Raw genomic sequence first — 15,618 nt, 5'->3', positions numbered from 1 at the left:
TCGCGGGACGCCAGGTCGCGGGCCGTCAGGTGAGGTCGTAGACGGCGCCGCTGCGGGCCAGCTCCACCGGCCCCGCGTAACCGCCGCCCGAGGCCTCCTCCAGCACGGTGGCCTGGTCGTTCCACGGGACGAGGTGCGTCAGCACGAGCCTGCCCACGTCGGCCTTGGCCGCGTGCTCGGCCGCCTGGCGGCCGGTCAGGTGCAGGTCGGGAGGCAGGTCGGGGCCCTCCACGAACGACGCCTCGCACAGCAGCAGGTCGGTGCCCGCGGCCAGCTTGACCAGCTCGTTCGACTCGCCGGTGTCGCCGGAGTAGGCCATGCTCCTGCCGCCGTTGGAGACGCGGAACCCGTACGCCTCGACGGGGTGGTTGACCAGCCCGGCGGTGAGCGTGAACGGCCCGATCTCGTACGAGCCCGGCGTCAGCGTGACGAACTCGAACGCGGTCTCCAGCCCCGGCTCCTCCGGCATGCCGTACGCGGCCGCCAGCCGGGCGGGCGCGTCGGCGGGCGCGTAGACCGGCACCAGGGGATACGGCGCGGAAGGGCCGTAGGTGCGTGCCACGTGGTATCCGCACACGTCGAGACAGTGGTCGGCGTGCAGGTGCGACAGGCAGATGGCGTCCACGTCGTACAGGCCGATGTGGCGTTGCAGCGCGCCCAGCGACCCGCTGCCGAGGTCGAGCAGCAGCCTGAACCCGTCGGCTTCGAGAAGGTAGCAGGATGCGGGGCTGTCGGGGCCGGGGTAGCTCCCGGAACATCCGACGATGGTCACCTTCATGTGGGCCTCCCGTTATAGGTAGTACCCCCCACTGGTGCTACTTCGACCACGTCGATCTCCGGGCCCAGGAATCGTCGCCCGAGGCGGGCGAAGAGCAGGGAGTCGCCGGTGGCGCGGAAGCGGTGCCGGGGGGTGGCTCCGCCTCCCGCCGCCAGGTCGCGGTCGTGCAGGATCCGGTAGACGTCCTTGGCCGTCTCGTCGGCGCTGGAGATCAGCGTGACGCCTTCGCCGGCGACGTAGGAGATGGCGCCGGTGAGCAGCGGGTAGTGCGTGCAGCCGAGGATGAGCGTGTCGCATCCGGCCGCTTTGACGGGCTCCAGGTACTCGCGGACGACCTCGATGAGCTCGTCGCTCGTCGTCTCCCCGCGCTCGACGTAGTCCACCAGGCGTGGGGCGGCCACGCCGGTGAGCTGCACGTCGGGCGCCGCGGTGAAGGCGTCGTGGTAGGCCATGGAGTCGATGGTGGCCCTGGTGGCGATGACGCCGACCCGGCCGTTGCGGGTGGCGCGCACCGCGCGCCGGGTGGCCGGCATGATCACTTCGACGACGGGGACGTCGTAGCGCTCGCGGGCGTCGCGCAGCACGGCCGAGCTGGCGCTGTTGCAGGCGATCACGAGCATCTTGACGTCCTGCTCGACCAGGTGGTCCATGACCTCCAGGGCGTACGCGCGCAACTCCGCGATGCGTTTGGGCCCGTACGGCTGGTGGGCCGTGTCGGCCACGTAGGTGATGGATTCGTGAGGGAGCTGGTCGATGATCGCACGTGCGACCGTCAGGCCGCCGACCCCGCTGTCGAAGATCCCAATACTTGCGTCCGGCACGCTCTAGAGGGTAGGCGACCTGCACGATCAACACTGCGTAAGAATGCTCACACTGCGGCGCGTGTGGCTTGAAAGGCTGTTGCCTTCCTCACACCAGAAGCGCACTTAGCGCGATATTTCAGCCCCGTCCGACGCGGGCGAGCTGACGGGATTGGGCGACGAGACGCCCGGCCGAGTCGCGCACCTCCACCTCCTCGTCGAACCAGCCGTCGGCGACCAGCCGGCCGCTGCCGAGGAGCGTGAGCCAGCCGGGCGCGGGCAGGGCGCGCAGGTGCCAGGTGAGGTCCACGGTGGGCGCCCAGCCGCGCCCGCCGGCGGAGAACACCACGGGCGGCAGCGCGTCCACGGCCAGCGCCAGCACGTACGGGTCGGCGTCCTGCGGCTCGGCCATCCTGAAGTACGCCCGCGACTCCGGCCGCCCGGTCGGCTCGCCCTTCAGCCAGCCGATGGTGGGCGGGTCGAACAGCAGGTCCATCTGGGCGTTCAGCGTCATGCCTGACTCGGGCTTGGGCTCGGGCAGCTTGGCGCAGTCCTCGATCGGGGGCATGCGGTGCGGCGCCTCGTCGCGGTAGAGCGGCTCGGCGTCGTGCAAGGTGGCCGTGGTGATCAGGCCCTCGATCACGCCCACGCCGTCCTGCACCAGCGTCGCCCTGGCGAACGCGGCCGTCCTGCCCGCCTTCAGCGGCTCGATCCTGACCTGCGCGGGCCCGGCGACCGGCGCCTTCAGGAACTGGGCCGTCTGGCTCACGGGGTGCTCGAAAGGCGAGGCGTCCACCGCCGCGCGCAGGATCACGGCCATCAGGTAGCCGCCGTTGAGCGGGCCGCCGATCGCGTATCCAGGGTCGAGACACACGTCGTAGGTGTTCTCGTCCACCCGGATCGCCTGCGTGGCCTCGTCGAACTTGGTCATCCGCCCTGCCTCATATCTGGAACTATGTTCTAGACACTCTAGAGCATTCTTCCCTCAGCGCGCCTACCTGCGAAAACGTGATTCGGCTGACAACGTTTGATCATGGCAAGTGTCACCGAACTCATCGGTCAGTCCGTTTGGGACTCCAACGGGGTGTGGGTCGGTTTCGTGGTGGACATCCGGGTCGTCAGGCACAGGGGCGAGCTCCAGCAGAGCCACACGGTCTACGGCCTGGTTGTCTCCAGCCGCCGCGCCCCGCTGCTGCTCGGCCTCACCCGTGATCGCCAGGGCCGATCGGCGTGGCTGTCCCGGACGCTGGCGCGCCTGGTCTACGCCGGCTGCACGTTCGTGCCGTGGGAGAACGTCATGGACTACGGGGACGGCGAGGTGCACATCGATGTCCTGAGAAAAGAGCTGAACAGGGTCTAATTTCAACTTCAGCACATTGCAAGCGCTCGTCTAGCAACATCAGCTACTTTCTCTGTGGTCAAAAGTCCACATTGTGAGTTGAGTGATGTCTGCGAACAATCCCCCCTATGGCCAGGATCCTGACCGGACCACGGCGTACAACTGGAACCAGGGGCAGCAACCGGAGCAGCAGCCGACGGCTCAGTACCCGGGCCCGCCCTACCCGCCGCAGCAGCCGTACCAGCAGCAGCAGTACGGCCAGCCGCAGTACGACGCTCAAGGTCAGGGTGCCTACGGTCAGCAGGCGTCCTACGGCCAGCAGCCCTCCTACGGCTCCCAGTACGGGCAGCAGCAGCCCTCCTACGGCGGCGCGCCCCAGTACGGCGGCCAGCAGCCCCAGCAGGGCTGGCAGCAGGACCAAGGCGGCTGGCAGCAGCAACCTCAGCAGGGCGGCTGGCAGCAGGACCAGCAGCCTCAGCAGGGCTGGCAGCAGCAGGGCCCCGACGGCTTCGGCCCGCCCGCGCCGGTCAAGAAGGGCCGCAAGAGCTGGATCATCGCCGTCTCGGCGGCGCTCGCCGTGATCCTGCTCGGCGGCGGCGCGGTCTGGGCCGTGGGCGCGTTCGGCGGTGGCGGCACCCAGCCGAACGACGTGCTCCCCGCGAACTCGATCGCCTACGCCCGCCTCGACCTCGACCCGGCCGCGAACCAGAAGCTGGCGCTGTTCCAGCTCGCCAGGAAGTTCACGGTCACCAAGGACTCCTTCTCCGGCGAGGACCCGCGCAAGGCGGTGTTCGACCTGATCAACGAGCAGGACGAGGACAGCGAGCTGGACTTCGCCAAGGACGTCGACCCGTGGCTGGGCAGCCGGATCGGCTTCGCCGCCGTCCCCTCCGGCAAGGAGGAGCCAGACGTCGCGGTGGCCGTCCAGGTCAAGGACCAGGAACTGGCCAAGGCCGGCATCGCCAAGCTGATGGACGGCGACAAGTACGGCGTCGCCTTCCGCGAGGACTACGCGCTGCTCAGCTCCACCCAGGCGCTGGCCGACAAGTACGCCCAGGCCGAGGGCAGCCTGTCCGACAACGCCGAGTTCAGCGACGACATGGGCACCGTCGGCGAGCAGGGCGTGCTGTCGTTCTGGGCCGACATGGGCGGCCTGATCGAGCTGGCCAAGAAGGAGATCCCGGCCGACCAGCAGGCGGCCGTCGACCAGGTCAAGGACGCCAGGTTCGCCGGCGCGCTGCGCTTCGACAGCGCCTACGTCGAGCTGGCCGGGATCGTCCGGGGCGCCAAGGGCATGACCCCGCAGGGCGACCTGCCCAAGGCCGACCTCGGCACGCTGCCCGCCTCCACCGCGGGCGCCCTGTCGATCTCCGGCCTCGACCAGATCGTCACCAAGCAGTGGGCCGAGATCGAGAAGCAGGCCACGGCGGCCGGCAGCACCGAGATCAGCCAGATGCTGCAGCAGGCCAAGACCCAGTTCGGCCTGGAGCTGCCCGGCGACCTGGCCACCGTCTTCGGCAAGAACTTCACCGTCGCCGTCGACAGCCAGGGCCTGGACAGCGACCAGATCAAGGGCGGCGTGCGCATCATGACCGACCCGGCCAAGGCGCAGGCCATCCTCGACAAGGTGCAGGCTGCGCTGGCGCAGAACGGCGGCGCGGCCCCGCAGATCGCCAAGGTCTCCGGCGACGGCGTCTTCACGGTGGCGACCACCGACGAGTACGCCAAGGCGCTGGCCGCGGAGGGCACGCTGGCCGACTCGGAGACGTTCCAGACGGCGATCCCCAACGCGTCCGACGTGAACTACGCGCTCTTCGTGGACCTCGACAAGGTCGAGAAGCTCTACCTGGCCTCCATGGAGGGCGACGACAAGGCCAACGCCCAGGTGCTGCGGGCGGTCGGGCTGAGCGGCACGCAGACCGACACCGAGGCGACGTTCTCCCTGCGGCTGCTGTTCAACTGACGGCGATAGAACGAAAGGGCGGCCGGTCGACGATGACCGGCCGCCCTTCGTTTTGCGCTCTCAGGCCCAGAGCTGGCCCTCCAGGCGCTCCTCGGCCTCCTCCAGGGTGCCCTCGTAGGCGCCCGTGGACAGGTACTTCCAGCCGCCGTCGGCCACCACGAACACGACGTCGGCCCGCTCACCGGCCTGGACGGCCTTCCTGGCGACGCCCAGCGCGGCGTGCAGCGCGGCCCCGGTCGAGACGCCGGCGAAGATGCCCTCGGCGGCCAGCAGCTCGCGGGTGCGCTTGAGCGCGTCGGCCGAGCCCACCGAGAAGCGGGTGGTCAGCACCGACTCGTCGTAGAGCTCGGGGATGAACCCTTCGTCCACGTTGCGCAGCCCGTACACCAGCTCGCCGTAACGCGGCTCGGCCGCGACGATCTGGACGTCCGGCACCCGCTCGCGCAGGAACCGGCCGACCCCCATGAGCGTGCCCGTGGTGCCGAGCCCGGCCACGAAGTGGGTGATCGTGGGCAGGTCGTCCAGGATCTCGGGGCCGGTGGTCTCGTAGTGGGAGCGCCAGTTGGCCGGGTTGCCGTACTGGTAGAGCATCACCCAGTCGGGGTGCTCCGCGGCCAGCCCCTTGGCGACCCGCACGGCCTCGTTGGAGCCGCCCGCCGCGGGCGATGAGATGATCTCGGCGCCCCACATGCGCAGGAGCTGGCGGCGCTCCTCCGAGGTGTTCTCCGGCATCACGCAGATCAGCCGGTAGCCCTTGAGCTTGGCCGACATGGCCAGCGAGATGCCGGTGTTGCCGCTCGTCGGCTCCAGGATGGTGCAGCCCGGCGTGAGCAGCCCGTCCTTCTCGGCCTCCTGGATCATCCACAGGGCCGGCCGGTCCTTGATCGAGCCGGTCGGGTTGCGGTCCTCCAGTTTGGCCCAGACCCGCACGTCGGCGGAGGGCGACAACCTCGGCAGCCCCACCAGAGGGGTGCGGCCGACCGAGTCGATCAGTGAGTCGAAACGCATGTCACCCGCCGGCGACTGCGGGGAGCACGGTCACCGTGTCGCCGTCGGACACCGGCGTGCCGAGGCCGCCGAGGAAACGCACGTCCTCGTCGTTCAGGTAGACGTTGACGAAGCGGCGCAGGCTGCCGCCGTCGACCAGACGCTCCTTGATGCCCGGGTGCGCGGCCTCGAGATTGCTGATCAGCTCGTCGAGGGTCTTGCCCTCGGCGCTGACGGCCTTGGCGCCGTCGGTGTAAGTACGCAGGATGGTCGGAATGCGAACCTCGATGGCCATCGCGGTCAGTCTCCTCAGATCAGGTCGTCGTCCCATCGGCATGCAACGCCGATGGCTGGATGCGGATTCCGCGTCAGTGACAGTCGTAGACGACGACAGCAGGAGTATGGGCGAAGAGGAAGCTCTGCACCGGCCTGGCCATCATGGGAGAAACCTTACCTCTTCCTCCGTTACCACTCCGTCGAGGATGCGGTAGGAGCGAAACTCCACCTCGTTCTCGTCCCTCGTGGAGACCAGGACGTAGTGGGCCTCGGGCTCGGAGGCGTAGGAGACGTCGGTGCGCGACGGGTACGCCTCGGTGGCGGTGTGGGAGTGGTAGATCACGACCGGCTCCTCGTCCAGGTCGTCCATCTCCCGCCACACCCGGAACTGCTCCATCGAGTCGAAGCGGTAGAAGGTCGGGGAACGCTCGGCGTTCTCCATCGGGATGAACCGCTCGGGAACGCCGTTCTTGCCCGCGATGACGCCGCACGCCTCGTCCGGGTGATCGGCCCGGGCATGGGCGACGATCTTGTCCACCAGTTCCTGCGGGATCGACAGCATGCCCGGAAATTACCAGAGGGCTCGGACCAGGCTGTCCTGGAGGTAGGTCAACCAGTCGTAGGTCACGTAGGCCGGGTAACGCGGGTCGTCCTCGGACATCGTGGCGATCTCGTCGTGCACCTCTTCGGTCACGTCGAGCTTGGTGCCGAGCGTCAGGCGCAGGTCGTTCAGCGACCGCAGCCACGCCTGCGCCTCCTCGGGCGACAGCTCGAAGCGCCCGGAGCGGGCGGTCTCGTGCACGGTCTGCGCGTCGGCCCGCTTGCCGTCGCGCAGCGTGGCCTCGGTGTAGCGGCGGAAGTCGGACGACTCCTTCTCGTCCTCGTACGCCGAGGGGAACAGCCTGGCCAGCACCGGATCGGACGGCGCCGCGCCGTCACCGATGCCCAGGGCCCGCTCCAGCGGGTCGTCGCTGGTGTGCCCCGGCGAGACGATGCCGAGCATCATCGAGACGAGCGAGCGCAGCAGCGAGATCTCCGCCGCCTCGAACACCGCCACGACGCCGCCGTTTCTTCCCCGCGAGAACCCCGAGCTCACCGGTGCCGCCTCACTGCCCTCTTGCGCTTCACTTGACCGAGTCCGGCTGGAGCGTCGCCCACAGGCCGTAGGAGTGGAGAATCTGCACATCCCTTTCCATCTCCTCGCGCGTGCCACTGGACACGACAGCCCTGCCCTTGTGGTGCACGTCCAGCATCAGTTTCTCGGCTTTCTCCCGCGTGTAGCCGAAGACCGTTTGGAAGACATAGGTCACGTAGGACATGAGGTTGACCGGGTCATTCCAGACGATGGTCACCCATGGCAGATCGGGCCGGACGTCCGATGACGGACGCTCGACGGCGATTGGAGCGGTGCTACCCACATCCCGCAGTCTGCCCTATGTGAGCCGTAGTCTTCGAGTCGTGACAATGACCATGAGCACTGCGTTGCTCACAGATCACTATGAGCTGACGATGCTGCAGGCCGCTCTGCAGAGCGGCGCGGCCCACCGGCGCGCGGTCTTCGAGGTGTTCGCACGCCACCTGCCAGGAGGGCGAAGATACGGGGTTGTCGCCGGTACGGGACGTGTCCTGGACGAGCTCGAACGGTTCCGTTTCGGTGACGATGAACTCACCTATCTGCGTGAGCACGGAGTCGTGGACGAGCCCACTCTGGCGTTTCTGGCCGATTACCGCTTCTCCGGGAACATCTACGGCTATCGCGAGGGCGACCTCTATTTCCCCGCCTCCCCGATCATGGTGGTGGAGGGCACGTTCGCCGAGGCCGTGCTGCTGGAGACCGTCACGCTGTCCATCTTGAACCACGACTGCGCGATCGCCTCCGCCGCCTCCCGCATGACCAACGCCGCCTGCAAGCGGCCGCTCATCGAGATGGGCTCGCGCCGCACGCACGAGGCCGCCGCGGTGGCGGCCGCCAGGGCCGCCTACCTCGCCGGGTTCTCCTCCACCTCCAACCTCATGGCCGGACGCCTGTACGGGGTGCCCACGGCCGGTACGGCGGCGCACGCGTTCACGCTGCTGCACGACTCGGAGCGGGCGGCGTTCGAGGCCCAGATCGCCTCGCTGGGGCCGGAGACCACGCTGCTGGTCGACACCTACGACGTGCCCGCCGCCGTACGGACCGCCGTGGAGCTGGCGGGCGACAAGCTGGGCGCGGTCCGCATCGACTCCGGCGACCTGGCCGCGGCGGCGCAGGAGGTGCGCGAGCAGCTCGACGCGCTCGGCGCGTTCGACACCCGCATCCTGGTCACCTCCGACCTCGACGAGTACGCCATCGCCGCGCTCGCCGCCGCCCCCGTGGACGGCTACGGCGTCGGCACTTCCCTGGTGACCGGCTCGGGCGTGCCGACGGCGGCCCTGGTGTACAAACTGGTGGCGCGCGAGACGGCCACGGGCAAGCTGGAGGCCGTGGCCAAGCGGTCGGTGGGCAAGCCGTCGCGCGGGGGACGCAAGGAGGCGTACCGGCTGTTCGACGAGCAGGGGCACGCCGACACCGAGCTGATCACCACCGGCGGCCTCGCCCCGGAGGGCGGCGTCCCCCTGCTGCACGAGCTGGTGCGCGACGGCGAGGTCGTCGGCCGCGAGCCCCTGGCGGCGGCCCGCGACCGCCACGCCGCCGCCGTCGCCGCCCTCCCCCAGGAGGCCCTCCACCTCGGCCGCGGGTACGCGGCGATCCCCACCGAGTTCGCCTGACGTATGGTGCTGCGTATGGGCACCGCGTTGATCATCGTCGATGTGCAGAACGACTTCTGCGAGGGTGGCAGCCTGGCCGTGGCCGGGGGCTCGGAGGTGGCCGCGGGGATCACCCGCCACGTGGCCGACCACGGCTACGACCACGTCGTGGCCACCCGTGACTACCACATCTCCCCCGGCACCCACTTCTCCGCCTCCCCCGACTACGTCTCGACCTGGCCCGCCCACTGCGTGGCCGGCACCCCCGGCGCCGACTTCCACCCGTCGTTCGACGTGTCGGCCGTGGAGGAGGTCTTCAGCAAGGGGGCGTACGAGGCCGCGTACAGCGGGTTCGAGGGCACGTCGGGCGACGGCGAGACGCTGGCCGACTGGCTCAGGGAGCGCGGGGTGCGCGAGGTGGACGTGGTGGGCATCGCCACCGACCACTGCGTGCGGGCCACGGCCCTCGACGCGGTCAAGCACGGGCTGGCGGTGCGCGTCCTGCTGGACCTGACGGCGGGGGTCGCCCCGGCCACCACGGAGGCGGCGCTGGCGGAGCTGCGCGACGCGGGCGCCACCCTGCGGGGAGCGCCCGCCCTCGGGTGATCACGAAGGGTATGCACTGGGCAACGCTCCGGTCATGTGATATCGAAGAGGGCGAACCCACTCCGAAACCGGAGTAACACGGAGAGTGACCACTCTCCATCCCGTGGGAGGTTCGACTTGCTGCCCCTCTCGCTCGGCATGGCCTGGCTCCTGCTCGCACCCCTCTGCCTGTGGCTGCTCGTCAAGGGCAGCAATCGCGAGCGGGCGGCCGCGATCGCGACGTTAGCCCTGCTGGAGGCCGGGACGATCGCGATGACCTCCATCCCGCACCCCGCCATCCCCATCAGGCCGGCCGCCGCCCGTCCCCTGCCGGCCCCGCCCACCCGCACCGCCGCCACCCCGATGCCCGCCTCCTGCGACGAGCGTGCCCAGGTCCCCCACGCCGCCGAGGTCAGGCACGGCAACGAGCTGCTGCTGAGCTGGCCCGCCGCGCCGCGCGAGTGCGGCTGCGCCGAGGTCGCCCTGCTCGCCGGCGACAGGAAGCTGCTGATCTGGCTGCGCACCACCCCGCGCACCGGGCGGCACGAGTCCCGCAAGGGCCTGCTCACGCTGCCGGTCCACGTCAAGGACGGCACGGCGTCACTGACGGTCCCGTTACACCGCGAGGAACGCCTCACCCCGGCGGACGGGCGCAGCGGACGCCCGATCCCGCTCACCTAGCTCAGGCATGGGGCTCAGACATGGGGTTCAGGCATGGGCGATGGCCGTCCGCAGCGCGTCGTCGAACACCGCGAACACCTCGAAGGCGTGGCGCAACCCGGTGATCGACAACACGCGGGCCATCACCCCCTGAACTCCTCCGAGCAACAGCCTGGTGCCCCTCGACTCGCAGCGCTGCATGATGTCGACGAGTTCGTTCATCCCCATGGAGTCGCAGAAGGAGATCTCGCCGAGATCCAGGATCAGGAAGGATTTGGGGGGAAGGTCCCAGATGCGCTGCAGATGCTCCCGCAGGAGCGGCAGCGCATTGACATCGAGCTCCCCCTCGAGCCGGATGATGATGGCGTTTCGAGAGAGGCCGGAAGTGACGGCGAGCGTCGATTTCCCGGTGGCCTCGGACGACATGGGCAAAGTCCTTCTGCATATCCGCAAGACAGCCAAGAGTGGTTGTTGCCGCTTACGTCGAGCTTCTAACAGAAGGCCACTGCTCTGTGTCCAAATGCGCAGAGTCACGCATCGTGACCAAGGGCCCGGCGACCGGTTCGCACGCTTCGGCCTGCGCGGACGCGCGTCACCGGGCCTCCGCCCTCACACCGCGCGATAGGTGATGAGGTACGCCAGGGTAAGGACCGCGAGCACCCCGAGCAGGACACTCGTACCCCCGACCACCATGACGACGTGCGAGTGGCGGGCCATCTTGCGCATCGCGGCCACCGTCACCCCGATCAGGACGGTCAGGATGACGAGCGACACCTGCCTGGGCTCGATGGCTGCGAAGATCCCCGCGGTGAATGCGAGGGACAGCGTATGCATTTTCTTCCTTTCCATTCTCCGGCCCGCGCCGAATGATGGGATTATGTAATTCGTTAAAGCGGCGGGCCAGCAAGCACGCGCGCTCTTTTCACCTGAAGAAACCGAACGAGCCATTCACTACCCCGCTTCACCGGACCCAGGCGAACTTCACCGCACCCGAAGTGGGGGCGCCGGCGGCCCGGCCACGGGCGTCCCGGGGTTCACTGAAGTTCAGCGTCGTCACCTGAACCCAGCCCCCGCCGCCGCCTGCGCGACGGCCCGGCTGAGCGGACGCGTCCCGCGCCGCCGCTCTCGACTTCAGCTCGCGGGCCGATGTTTACTTAAGGTTGACGCACCCGGCGAGGGGGCTCGATGGTGGCGAACGACCTGTCCCGAGCGCTGGCGCGACGGCTGCGCCGGCTCCGTGAAGGCCAGTGGCCGGGCCTGCGCATCACCCAGCAGCAACTGAGCAGAGCCCTGGGGGTCAGCGTGCCGCTGATCTCCTCCTGGGAGTCGGCCGGCGGCACGCCCAGGGTGCCGCCCCTGCACCGGCTGGAGGCGTACGCCGCCTTCTTCGCCACCAGGCGCTCGCTCGCCGACGGCGTGCCCCGCGTCCTGCCGCCGGCCGAGCTGAGCCCGGAGGAGCGCGAGGAGCAGCGCAGGCTCCTCGGCGAGCTGAGCAGGCTGCGCTCCGACGCCCTGCGCGCGCTGACCGCCGAGCCCGGCAAGCCGGCGCAGCGGGCGGGCCCGCCCGCCGACCCGTGGCACTTCCCCGACGGCGGCCGGATCACCATCATCTGCTCCGAGCTGCCGCCCTCCGCGCACCGCGAGGTCATGCGGAACGTGCCCGACTACGTGGCCCTGTACAGGTTCGCCGACCTCGACTCGCTCTTCGAGCTGTACGGACACCTGCGCGCGCTGAACCCGCGCAGCCCGGTCAGCCTGCGCGCGGTGAAGGAGCTGAACGCCGACGACCTGACCAACCACGTGGTGCTGCTCGGCGGCCCCGACTACAACGACATGACGGCGTCCATGCTGCGCCGGGTCCGCTTACCCGTACGTCAGGTCTCCGACTGGAACGGCGAGAAAGGCCCCTATTTCGAGGTCGAGGCGCGACAGCGCTATCACCCCGTCCTCCAGCAGGCGAAAGATTTGCTGGAGGACGTGGGGCACTTCTACCGGGGCCCCAATCCCAACAACATCGAGCGCACTCTGAGCATCTGCAACGGCATGTACGCCAGAGGCGTCTACGGAGTGGTCAGAGCACTGACCGACCATCGATTCAGCGAGCGGAACGCCGCCCACCTCAGGGCCCGCTTCGGCACCGCCGCCGCCTACAGCATCCTCACCCGGGTGCGGATGGAGGGCCGCATCGTCCTCACCCCGGACTGGACCCGCGACTCCTACCGGCTGCACGAATGGTCCATGCCGTCCGCCGCCGACTGAGGAGATCCCGATGGAGCACCACCGAGGCTCGCACCGGCAGCTCATCGACACCTCCCCGGCGACCGCCCCGCCCGCGCGCGGGCACGTGGACGCGATCATCGTGCCCACGGTGCGCACCCCCGGCTGCCTCTCCCACGCCATGCGCCTGGCCGGCCGGCTGCGCTGCCCCCTGGTGAGCCTGCACAGCCGGTGGTGGAGCAGGGCCGACCTCGCGGCCGACCTGATGCCGGAGGGCACCCCGTACCTGGCCATCGACCTCGGCGAGCAACGCCTGCTCAACCTGCCGGACCTCCGCACCACGGCCCTGCTCAGAAGCACCAGGTTCGAGCGCACCACCGACATCGGCGCGAAACGCAACCTCGGACTCCTCCTGGCCACCCTGCTGGGCTGGGAACGCGTCGTCTTCCTGGACGACGACGTCGAGGTGGACGCGCCCGGCGACCTCGTGCGGGCCGCCGCCCTGCTCGACCGCTACGACGCGGTGGGCCTGCGCCTCGGCGGCTTCCCCGACAACTCCGTGGTCTGCCACGCGCACCGGCTCACCGGCGGGCACCAGGAGTCGTTCGTCGGCGGCGGCGCGCTGGCGGTCGAGACCTTCCGCAACCCGTCGTTCTTCCCCGGCGTCTACAACGAGGACTGGTTCTACCTGCTGGAGGAGCGCTCCCTGCGCAGCCTCGCCGTGACGGGGACGGCCAGGCAGCACCCCTACGACCCGTTCGACCGGCCCGCGCGCGCCCGCGACCAGGAGCTGGGGGACGTGCTCGCCGAAGGCGTCTACTGGCTGCTCGACGACCACGGCGGCGCCGACTGGACGGCCGCCGCCGACCCGGCCTACTGGCGGCGCTTCCTGCTCCGGCGCTCGTCCTTCCTGCTGGACGTGCTGCGCCGCGCCGGCCGCCTGCCCGCCGGCGTCCGGTCCCGCGCCATGGAGGCCTCGGTTCGGGCCGCGCTCGGCCGGCTCCGCACCATCGAGGCTGAGCTCTGCGTGCGGTACGTCGAGGCCTGGCAGCAGGATCGGCGGGGGTGGGTCGAGCACCTCAAGAGGCACTCACGGCTCGCCTGGAACGTGCCCGACGCCCTGACCCGCCTCACCCGGCCCGGCGCCCCCGCACTCACCTGGCGCTCGTCCCTCTAACGCCCCCAACCCGCCGACCCAGCCCGCGGCTGGCACGCCCGCCTGCGCCGTCCGCCCGCCTGCCGGACCGGCGCCTGCCGACCCGCCCGCTCCGCCTGCGCGCGCCGGCCGCCCGCTCGGCCTGCCCGCCACGCTTGCCCAGGGCGCCCGCTCGGACTGCCTACGCAGGCTCCCGTCCAGGGCGCCGCCTCTTCAGGCCGCTTGCCCTGGGTCGCTTCTCGCGAAGGGCCGGGTCAGCGTCGTTGGGTGGCCCAGCGCCGGATCGTGGCGATGCGCTCCTGAATCTGCTCCACCGTCGCCTGAGCGATGGGCGGCCCACCACAAGCCCGCCGCAGCTCCGAGTGAATCACCCCGTGCGGCTGCCCCGTGCGATGGTTCCAAGCCCCCACCAGCCCGTTGAGCTCCCGCCGCAACTCAGCGATCTGCTCGTGCGGCGCCAGCTCCTGCTTGGGCTCCTCCGTCTGCTGCTTACGCTTGGCCGCCTGCTGATCGGACTGCCGCTTGCGCAGCAACTGGGCCACCTGATCGGGCTCCAGCAGCCCGGGAAGGCCGATGAAGTCCTCCTCCTCGGCCGACCCGACCTCCGCGCCCGTGCCGAACTCGCCGCCGTCGAACAGCACCCGGTCGAAGGTGGCCGAGGTCTCCATGGTCTCGAACGGAAGCTCGTCACCCAGGACGTCCGGATTGTCTTGCTTGCGGTTGGCCTGTTCCAGCAGCGAGTCGTCGAGGCCGTCCTCGGGAGGCCGCTTGTTGAGTACGTGGTCGCGCTCGACCTCCATCTCGTTGGCCAGCCCCATGAGCGTGGGCACCGAGGGCAGGAAGACGGAGGCGGTCTCGCCGCGCTTGCGGGCCCGCACGAAGCGGCCCACGGCCTGGGCGAAGAAGAGCGGGGTGGAGGTGGAGGTGGCGTAGACCCCGACGCACAGGCGCGGGATGTCGACGCCTTCCGACACCATGCGGACGGCCACCAGCCACCGGTCTTCTGAGGCCGCGAACGCCTTGATCTTCTTGGACGCGCCGGGGTCGTCGGACAGGACCACCGTGGCGCCCTCGCCGGTGATGTTGCGCAGGTGGCGGGCGTAGGCGCGGGCCGTCTCGTGGTCAGTGGCGATGACCAGGCCGCCCGCGTCGGGAACGCCTCTGCGCACCTCGGTGAGCCGGCGGTCGGCGGCCTGCATGACCTGGCGGATCCAGTCGCCCTTCGGGTCGAGCGCGGCCCGCCAGGCCTGGGAGAGCTGGTCCTTGGTGAGCGGGGTGCCGAGCGTGGCGGCGATCTCGTCGCCGGCGCGCGTGCGCCACTTCATCTCGCCGGAGTAGGCCAGGAAGATGACGGGGCGGACGACGTTGTCGTCGAGGGCGGGGCCGTAGCCGTAGGAGTAGTCGGCGACGCTGCGCTTGAGGCCCTCCGCGTCCTCCTCGTAGGCCACGAAGGGGATCGGGTTGTCGTCGGACCTGAACGGCGTGCCGGTGAGCTGCAGGCGGCGGGTGGCGGGCTCGAACGCCTCGCGCACGCCGTCGCCCCACGACTTGGCGTCGCCCGCGTGGTGGATCTCGTCGAAGATGACCAGGGTCTTGCGGTTCTCCGTGCGGGCCCTGTGCAGCGCGGGATGCATGGCGACCTGCGCGTACGTCACCGCCACGCCGGTGTAGTCGCGCGAGGTGGCGCCCTGGCTGTTCTTGAACTCGGGATCGATGGCGATGCCGACCCGGCTGGCCGCGTCGGCCCACTGGCGCTTGAGGTGCTCGGTGGGCGTCACGACCGTGATGGCCCTGATCACCCCGTTGGCGAGCAGCTCGCTGGCGATGCGCAGGGCGTAGGTCGTCTTGCCCGCGCCCGGCGTCGCCACGGTGAGGAAGTCACGCGGCTCGCGCCTGAAGTAGAGGTCGAAGGCCTCCTGCTGCCAGGCGCGCAGCTTGGGCGCGGTGCCCCACGCGGCCCGGTCGGGGTAGGAAGGCGATAGGTGGGACGCGGCGAAGGTGCTCACCGCATCACCTCTGGGGTTCGTGTGCTTCGCTCTCTCACAGTGACCCAAGAGTAATCGGGCCCACTGACAAGACGTGCCGTGAGCCGAGGATTCTGGCCAAGGTCTTCCTCACGTGCTATGCGGC

The 15,618-nt window shown here is 69.9% G+C and carries 18 protein-coding genes; 7 read left to right on the top strand and 11 right to left on the bottom strand.

All coding sequences use genetic code 11. From position 1 onward, the window contains the following. Positions 1-25: 25 nt before the first annotated feature. The 3 genes from ABD331_RS07960 to ABD331_RS07950 form a co-directional block, all read right to left on the bottom strand. Positions 26-778 carry an MBL fold metallo-hydrolase gene (locus ABD331_RS07960; protein ID WP_344472128.1) on the bottom strand — a complete coding sequence of 251 codons (753 nt, stop codon included), beginning with the start codon at positions 776-778 and terminating at the stop codon, positions 26-28. Further along, positions 775-1,599 carry a glutamate racemase gene (gene murI, locus ABD331_RS07955; protein WP_344472126.1) on the bottom strand — a complete coding sequence of 275 codons (825 nt, stop codon included), beginning with the start codon at positions 1,597-1,599 and terminating at the stop codon, positions 775-777. The genes ABD331_RS07960 and murI overlap by 4 nt, the downstream gene beginning before the upstream one ends. 118 nt (positions 1,600-1,717) lie before the next feature. Continuing rightward, positions 1,718-2,509, bottom strand: coding sequence for a thioesterase family protein (locus tag ABD331_RS07950; RefSeq protein WP_344472124.1), 792 nt, complete (start codon positions 2,507-2,509; stop codon positions 1,718-1,720). 102 nt (positions 2,510-2,611) lie between these two features. Between ABD331_RS07950 and ABD331_RS07945 the strand changes: the two genes are divergently transcribed. Both ABD331_RS07945 and ABD331_RS07940 read left to right on the top strand, forming a co-directional pair. Continuing rightward, the gene (locus ABD331_RS07945; protein ID WP_344472122.1) at positions 2,612-2,938 is read left to right on the top strand and encodes a hypothetical protein; all 327 of its coding nucleotides are present in this window, start codon (positions 2,612-2,614) and stop codon (positions 2,936-2,938) included. 85 nt (positions 2,939-3,023) lie between these two features. Further along, the gene (locus tag ABD331_RS07940; RefSeq protein ID WP_344472120.1) at positions 3,024-4,880 is read left to right on the top strand and encodes a DUF3352 domain-containing protein; all 1,857 of its coding nucleotides are present in this window, start codon (positions 3,024-3,026) and stop codon (positions 4,878-4,880) included. Between the two features lie 60 nt (positions 4,881-4,940). Here ABD331_RS07940 and ABD331_RS07935 read toward each other — a convergent pair whose 3' ends face one another. The 5 genes from ABD331_RS07935 to clpS all read right to left on the bottom strand — a co-directional run bounded on the left by ABD331_RS07935 (position 4,941) and on the right by clpS (position 7,561). Next, positions 4,941-5,888, bottom strand: a complete 948-nt coding sequence (locus ABD331_RS07935; protein ID WP_344472118.1) for a PLP-dependent cysteine synthase family protein — start codon at positions 5,886-5,888, stop codon at positions 4,941-4,943. Between the two features lies 1 nt (position 5,889). Then, positions 5,890-6,162 carry a MoaD/ThiS family protein gene (locus ABD331_RS07930; protein ID WP_344472116.1) on the bottom strand — a complete coding sequence of 91 codons (273 nt, stop codon included), beginning with the start codon at positions 6,160-6,162 and terminating at the stop codon, positions 5,890-5,892. Positions 6,163-6,303: 141 nt separating this feature from the next. After that, positions 6,304-6,705, bottom strand: a complete 402-nt coding sequence (locus tag ABD331_RS07925) for a M67 family metallopeptidase (RefSeq protein WP_148435032.1) — start codon at positions 6,703-6,705, stop codon at positions 6,304-6,306. A gap of 9 nt (positions 6,706-6,714) precedes the next feature. Next, complete coding sequence (locus ABD331_RS07920) at positions 6,715-7,239, bottom strand: DUF2017 domain-containing protein (RefSeq protein WP_344472114.1); 525 nt, start codon at positions 7,237-7,239, stop codon at positions 6,715-6,717. A 28-nt stretch (positions 7,240-7,267) separates the two neighbouring features. Beyond that, entirely contained in the window at positions 7,268-7,561 is a 294-nt protein-coding gene (gene clpS / locus ABD331_RS07915) for an ATP-dependent Clp protease adapter ClpS (protein WP_344472112.1), read from the bottom strand. A gap of 46 nt (positions 7,562-7,607) precedes the next feature. Here clpS and ABD331_RS07910 point away from each other — a divergent pair, with 46 nt between their 5' ends. From ABD331_RS07910 to ABD331_RS07900, 3 genes are all read left to right on the top strand, one after another. Then, entirely contained in the window at positions 7,608-8,891 is a 1,284-nt protein-coding gene (locus tag ABD331_RS07910) for a nicotinate phosphoribosyltransferase (RefSeq protein ID WP_425565962.1), read from the top strand. Between the two features lie 15 nt (positions 8,892-8,906). Beyond that, positions 8,907-9,476, top strand: a complete 570-nt coding sequence (locus ABD331_RS07905; RefSeq protein ID WP_344472107.1) for a nicotinamidase — start codon at positions 8,907-8,909, stop codon at positions 9,474-9,476. A 117-nt stretch (positions 9,477-9,593) separates the two neighbouring features. Further along, the gene (locus tag ABD331_RS07900) at positions 9,594-10,136 is read left to right on the top strand and encodes a hypothetical protein (RefSeq protein WP_344472105.1); all 543 of its coding nucleotides are present in this window, start codon (positions 9,594-9,596) and stop codon (positions 10,134-10,136) included. A gap of 27 nt (positions 10,137-10,163) precedes the next feature. Here ABD331_RS07900 and ABD331_RS07895 read toward each other — a convergent pair whose 3' ends face one another. Together ABD331_RS07895 and ABD331_RS07890 are read right to left on the bottom strand one after the other, a co-directional pair. Continuing rightward, positions 10,164-10,541: an STAS domain-containing protein gene (locus ABD331_RS07895; protein ID WP_344472103.1), complete on the bottom strand. Its 378-nt coding sequence runs from the start codon at positions 10,539-10,541 to the stop codon at positions 10,164-10,166. 183 nt (positions 10,542-10,724) lie between these two features. Next, the gene (locus ABD331_RS07890) at positions 10,725-10,949 is read right to left on the bottom strand and encodes a hypothetical protein (protein WP_344472101.1); all 225 of its coding nucleotides are present in this window, start codon (positions 10,947-10,949) and stop codon (positions 10,725-10,727) included. A 351-nt stretch (positions 10,950-11,300) separates the two neighbouring features. Here ABD331_RS07890 and ABD331_RS07885 point away from each other — a divergent pair, with 351 nt between their 5' ends. Both ABD331_RS07885 and ABD331_RS07880 read left to right on the top strand, forming a co-directional pair. Further along, positions 11,301-12,374 carry a helix-turn-helix domain-containing protein gene (locus tag ABD331_RS07885; protein ID WP_344472099.1) on the top strand — a complete coding sequence of 358 codons (1,074 nt, stop codon included), beginning with the start codon at positions 11,301-11,303 and terminating at the stop codon, positions 12,372-12,374. 10 nt (positions 12,375-12,384) lie between these two features. Beyond that, positions 12,385-13,509, top strand: coding sequence for a hypothetical protein (locus tag ABD331_RS07880; protein WP_344472098.1), 1,125 nt, complete (start codon positions 12,385-12,387; stop codon positions 13,507-13,509). Positions 13,510-13,742: 233 nt separating this feature from the next. On the opposite strand, the gene ABD331_RS07875 is transcribed toward ABD331_RS07880, so the two are convergent. Then, positions 13,743-15,494 (bottom strand): DEAD/DEAH box helicase, encoded by a 1,752-nt coding sequence (locus ABD331_RS07875; protein WP_344472096.1) that lies wholly within the window; start codon positions 15,492-15,494, stop codon positions 13,743-13,745. Positions 15,495-15,618 lie beyond the last annotated feature (124 nt).

The organism is Nonomuraea monospora (assembly GCF_039531895.1).
Taxonomy (GTDB): domain Bacteria; phylum Actinomycetota; class Actinomycetes; order Streptosporangiales; family Streptosporangiaceae; genus Nonomuraea; species Nonomuraea monospora.
The sequence above is the reverse complement of the archived record's forward strand: the minus strand, read 5'-3'. Positions and strand labels throughout refer to the sequence as shown.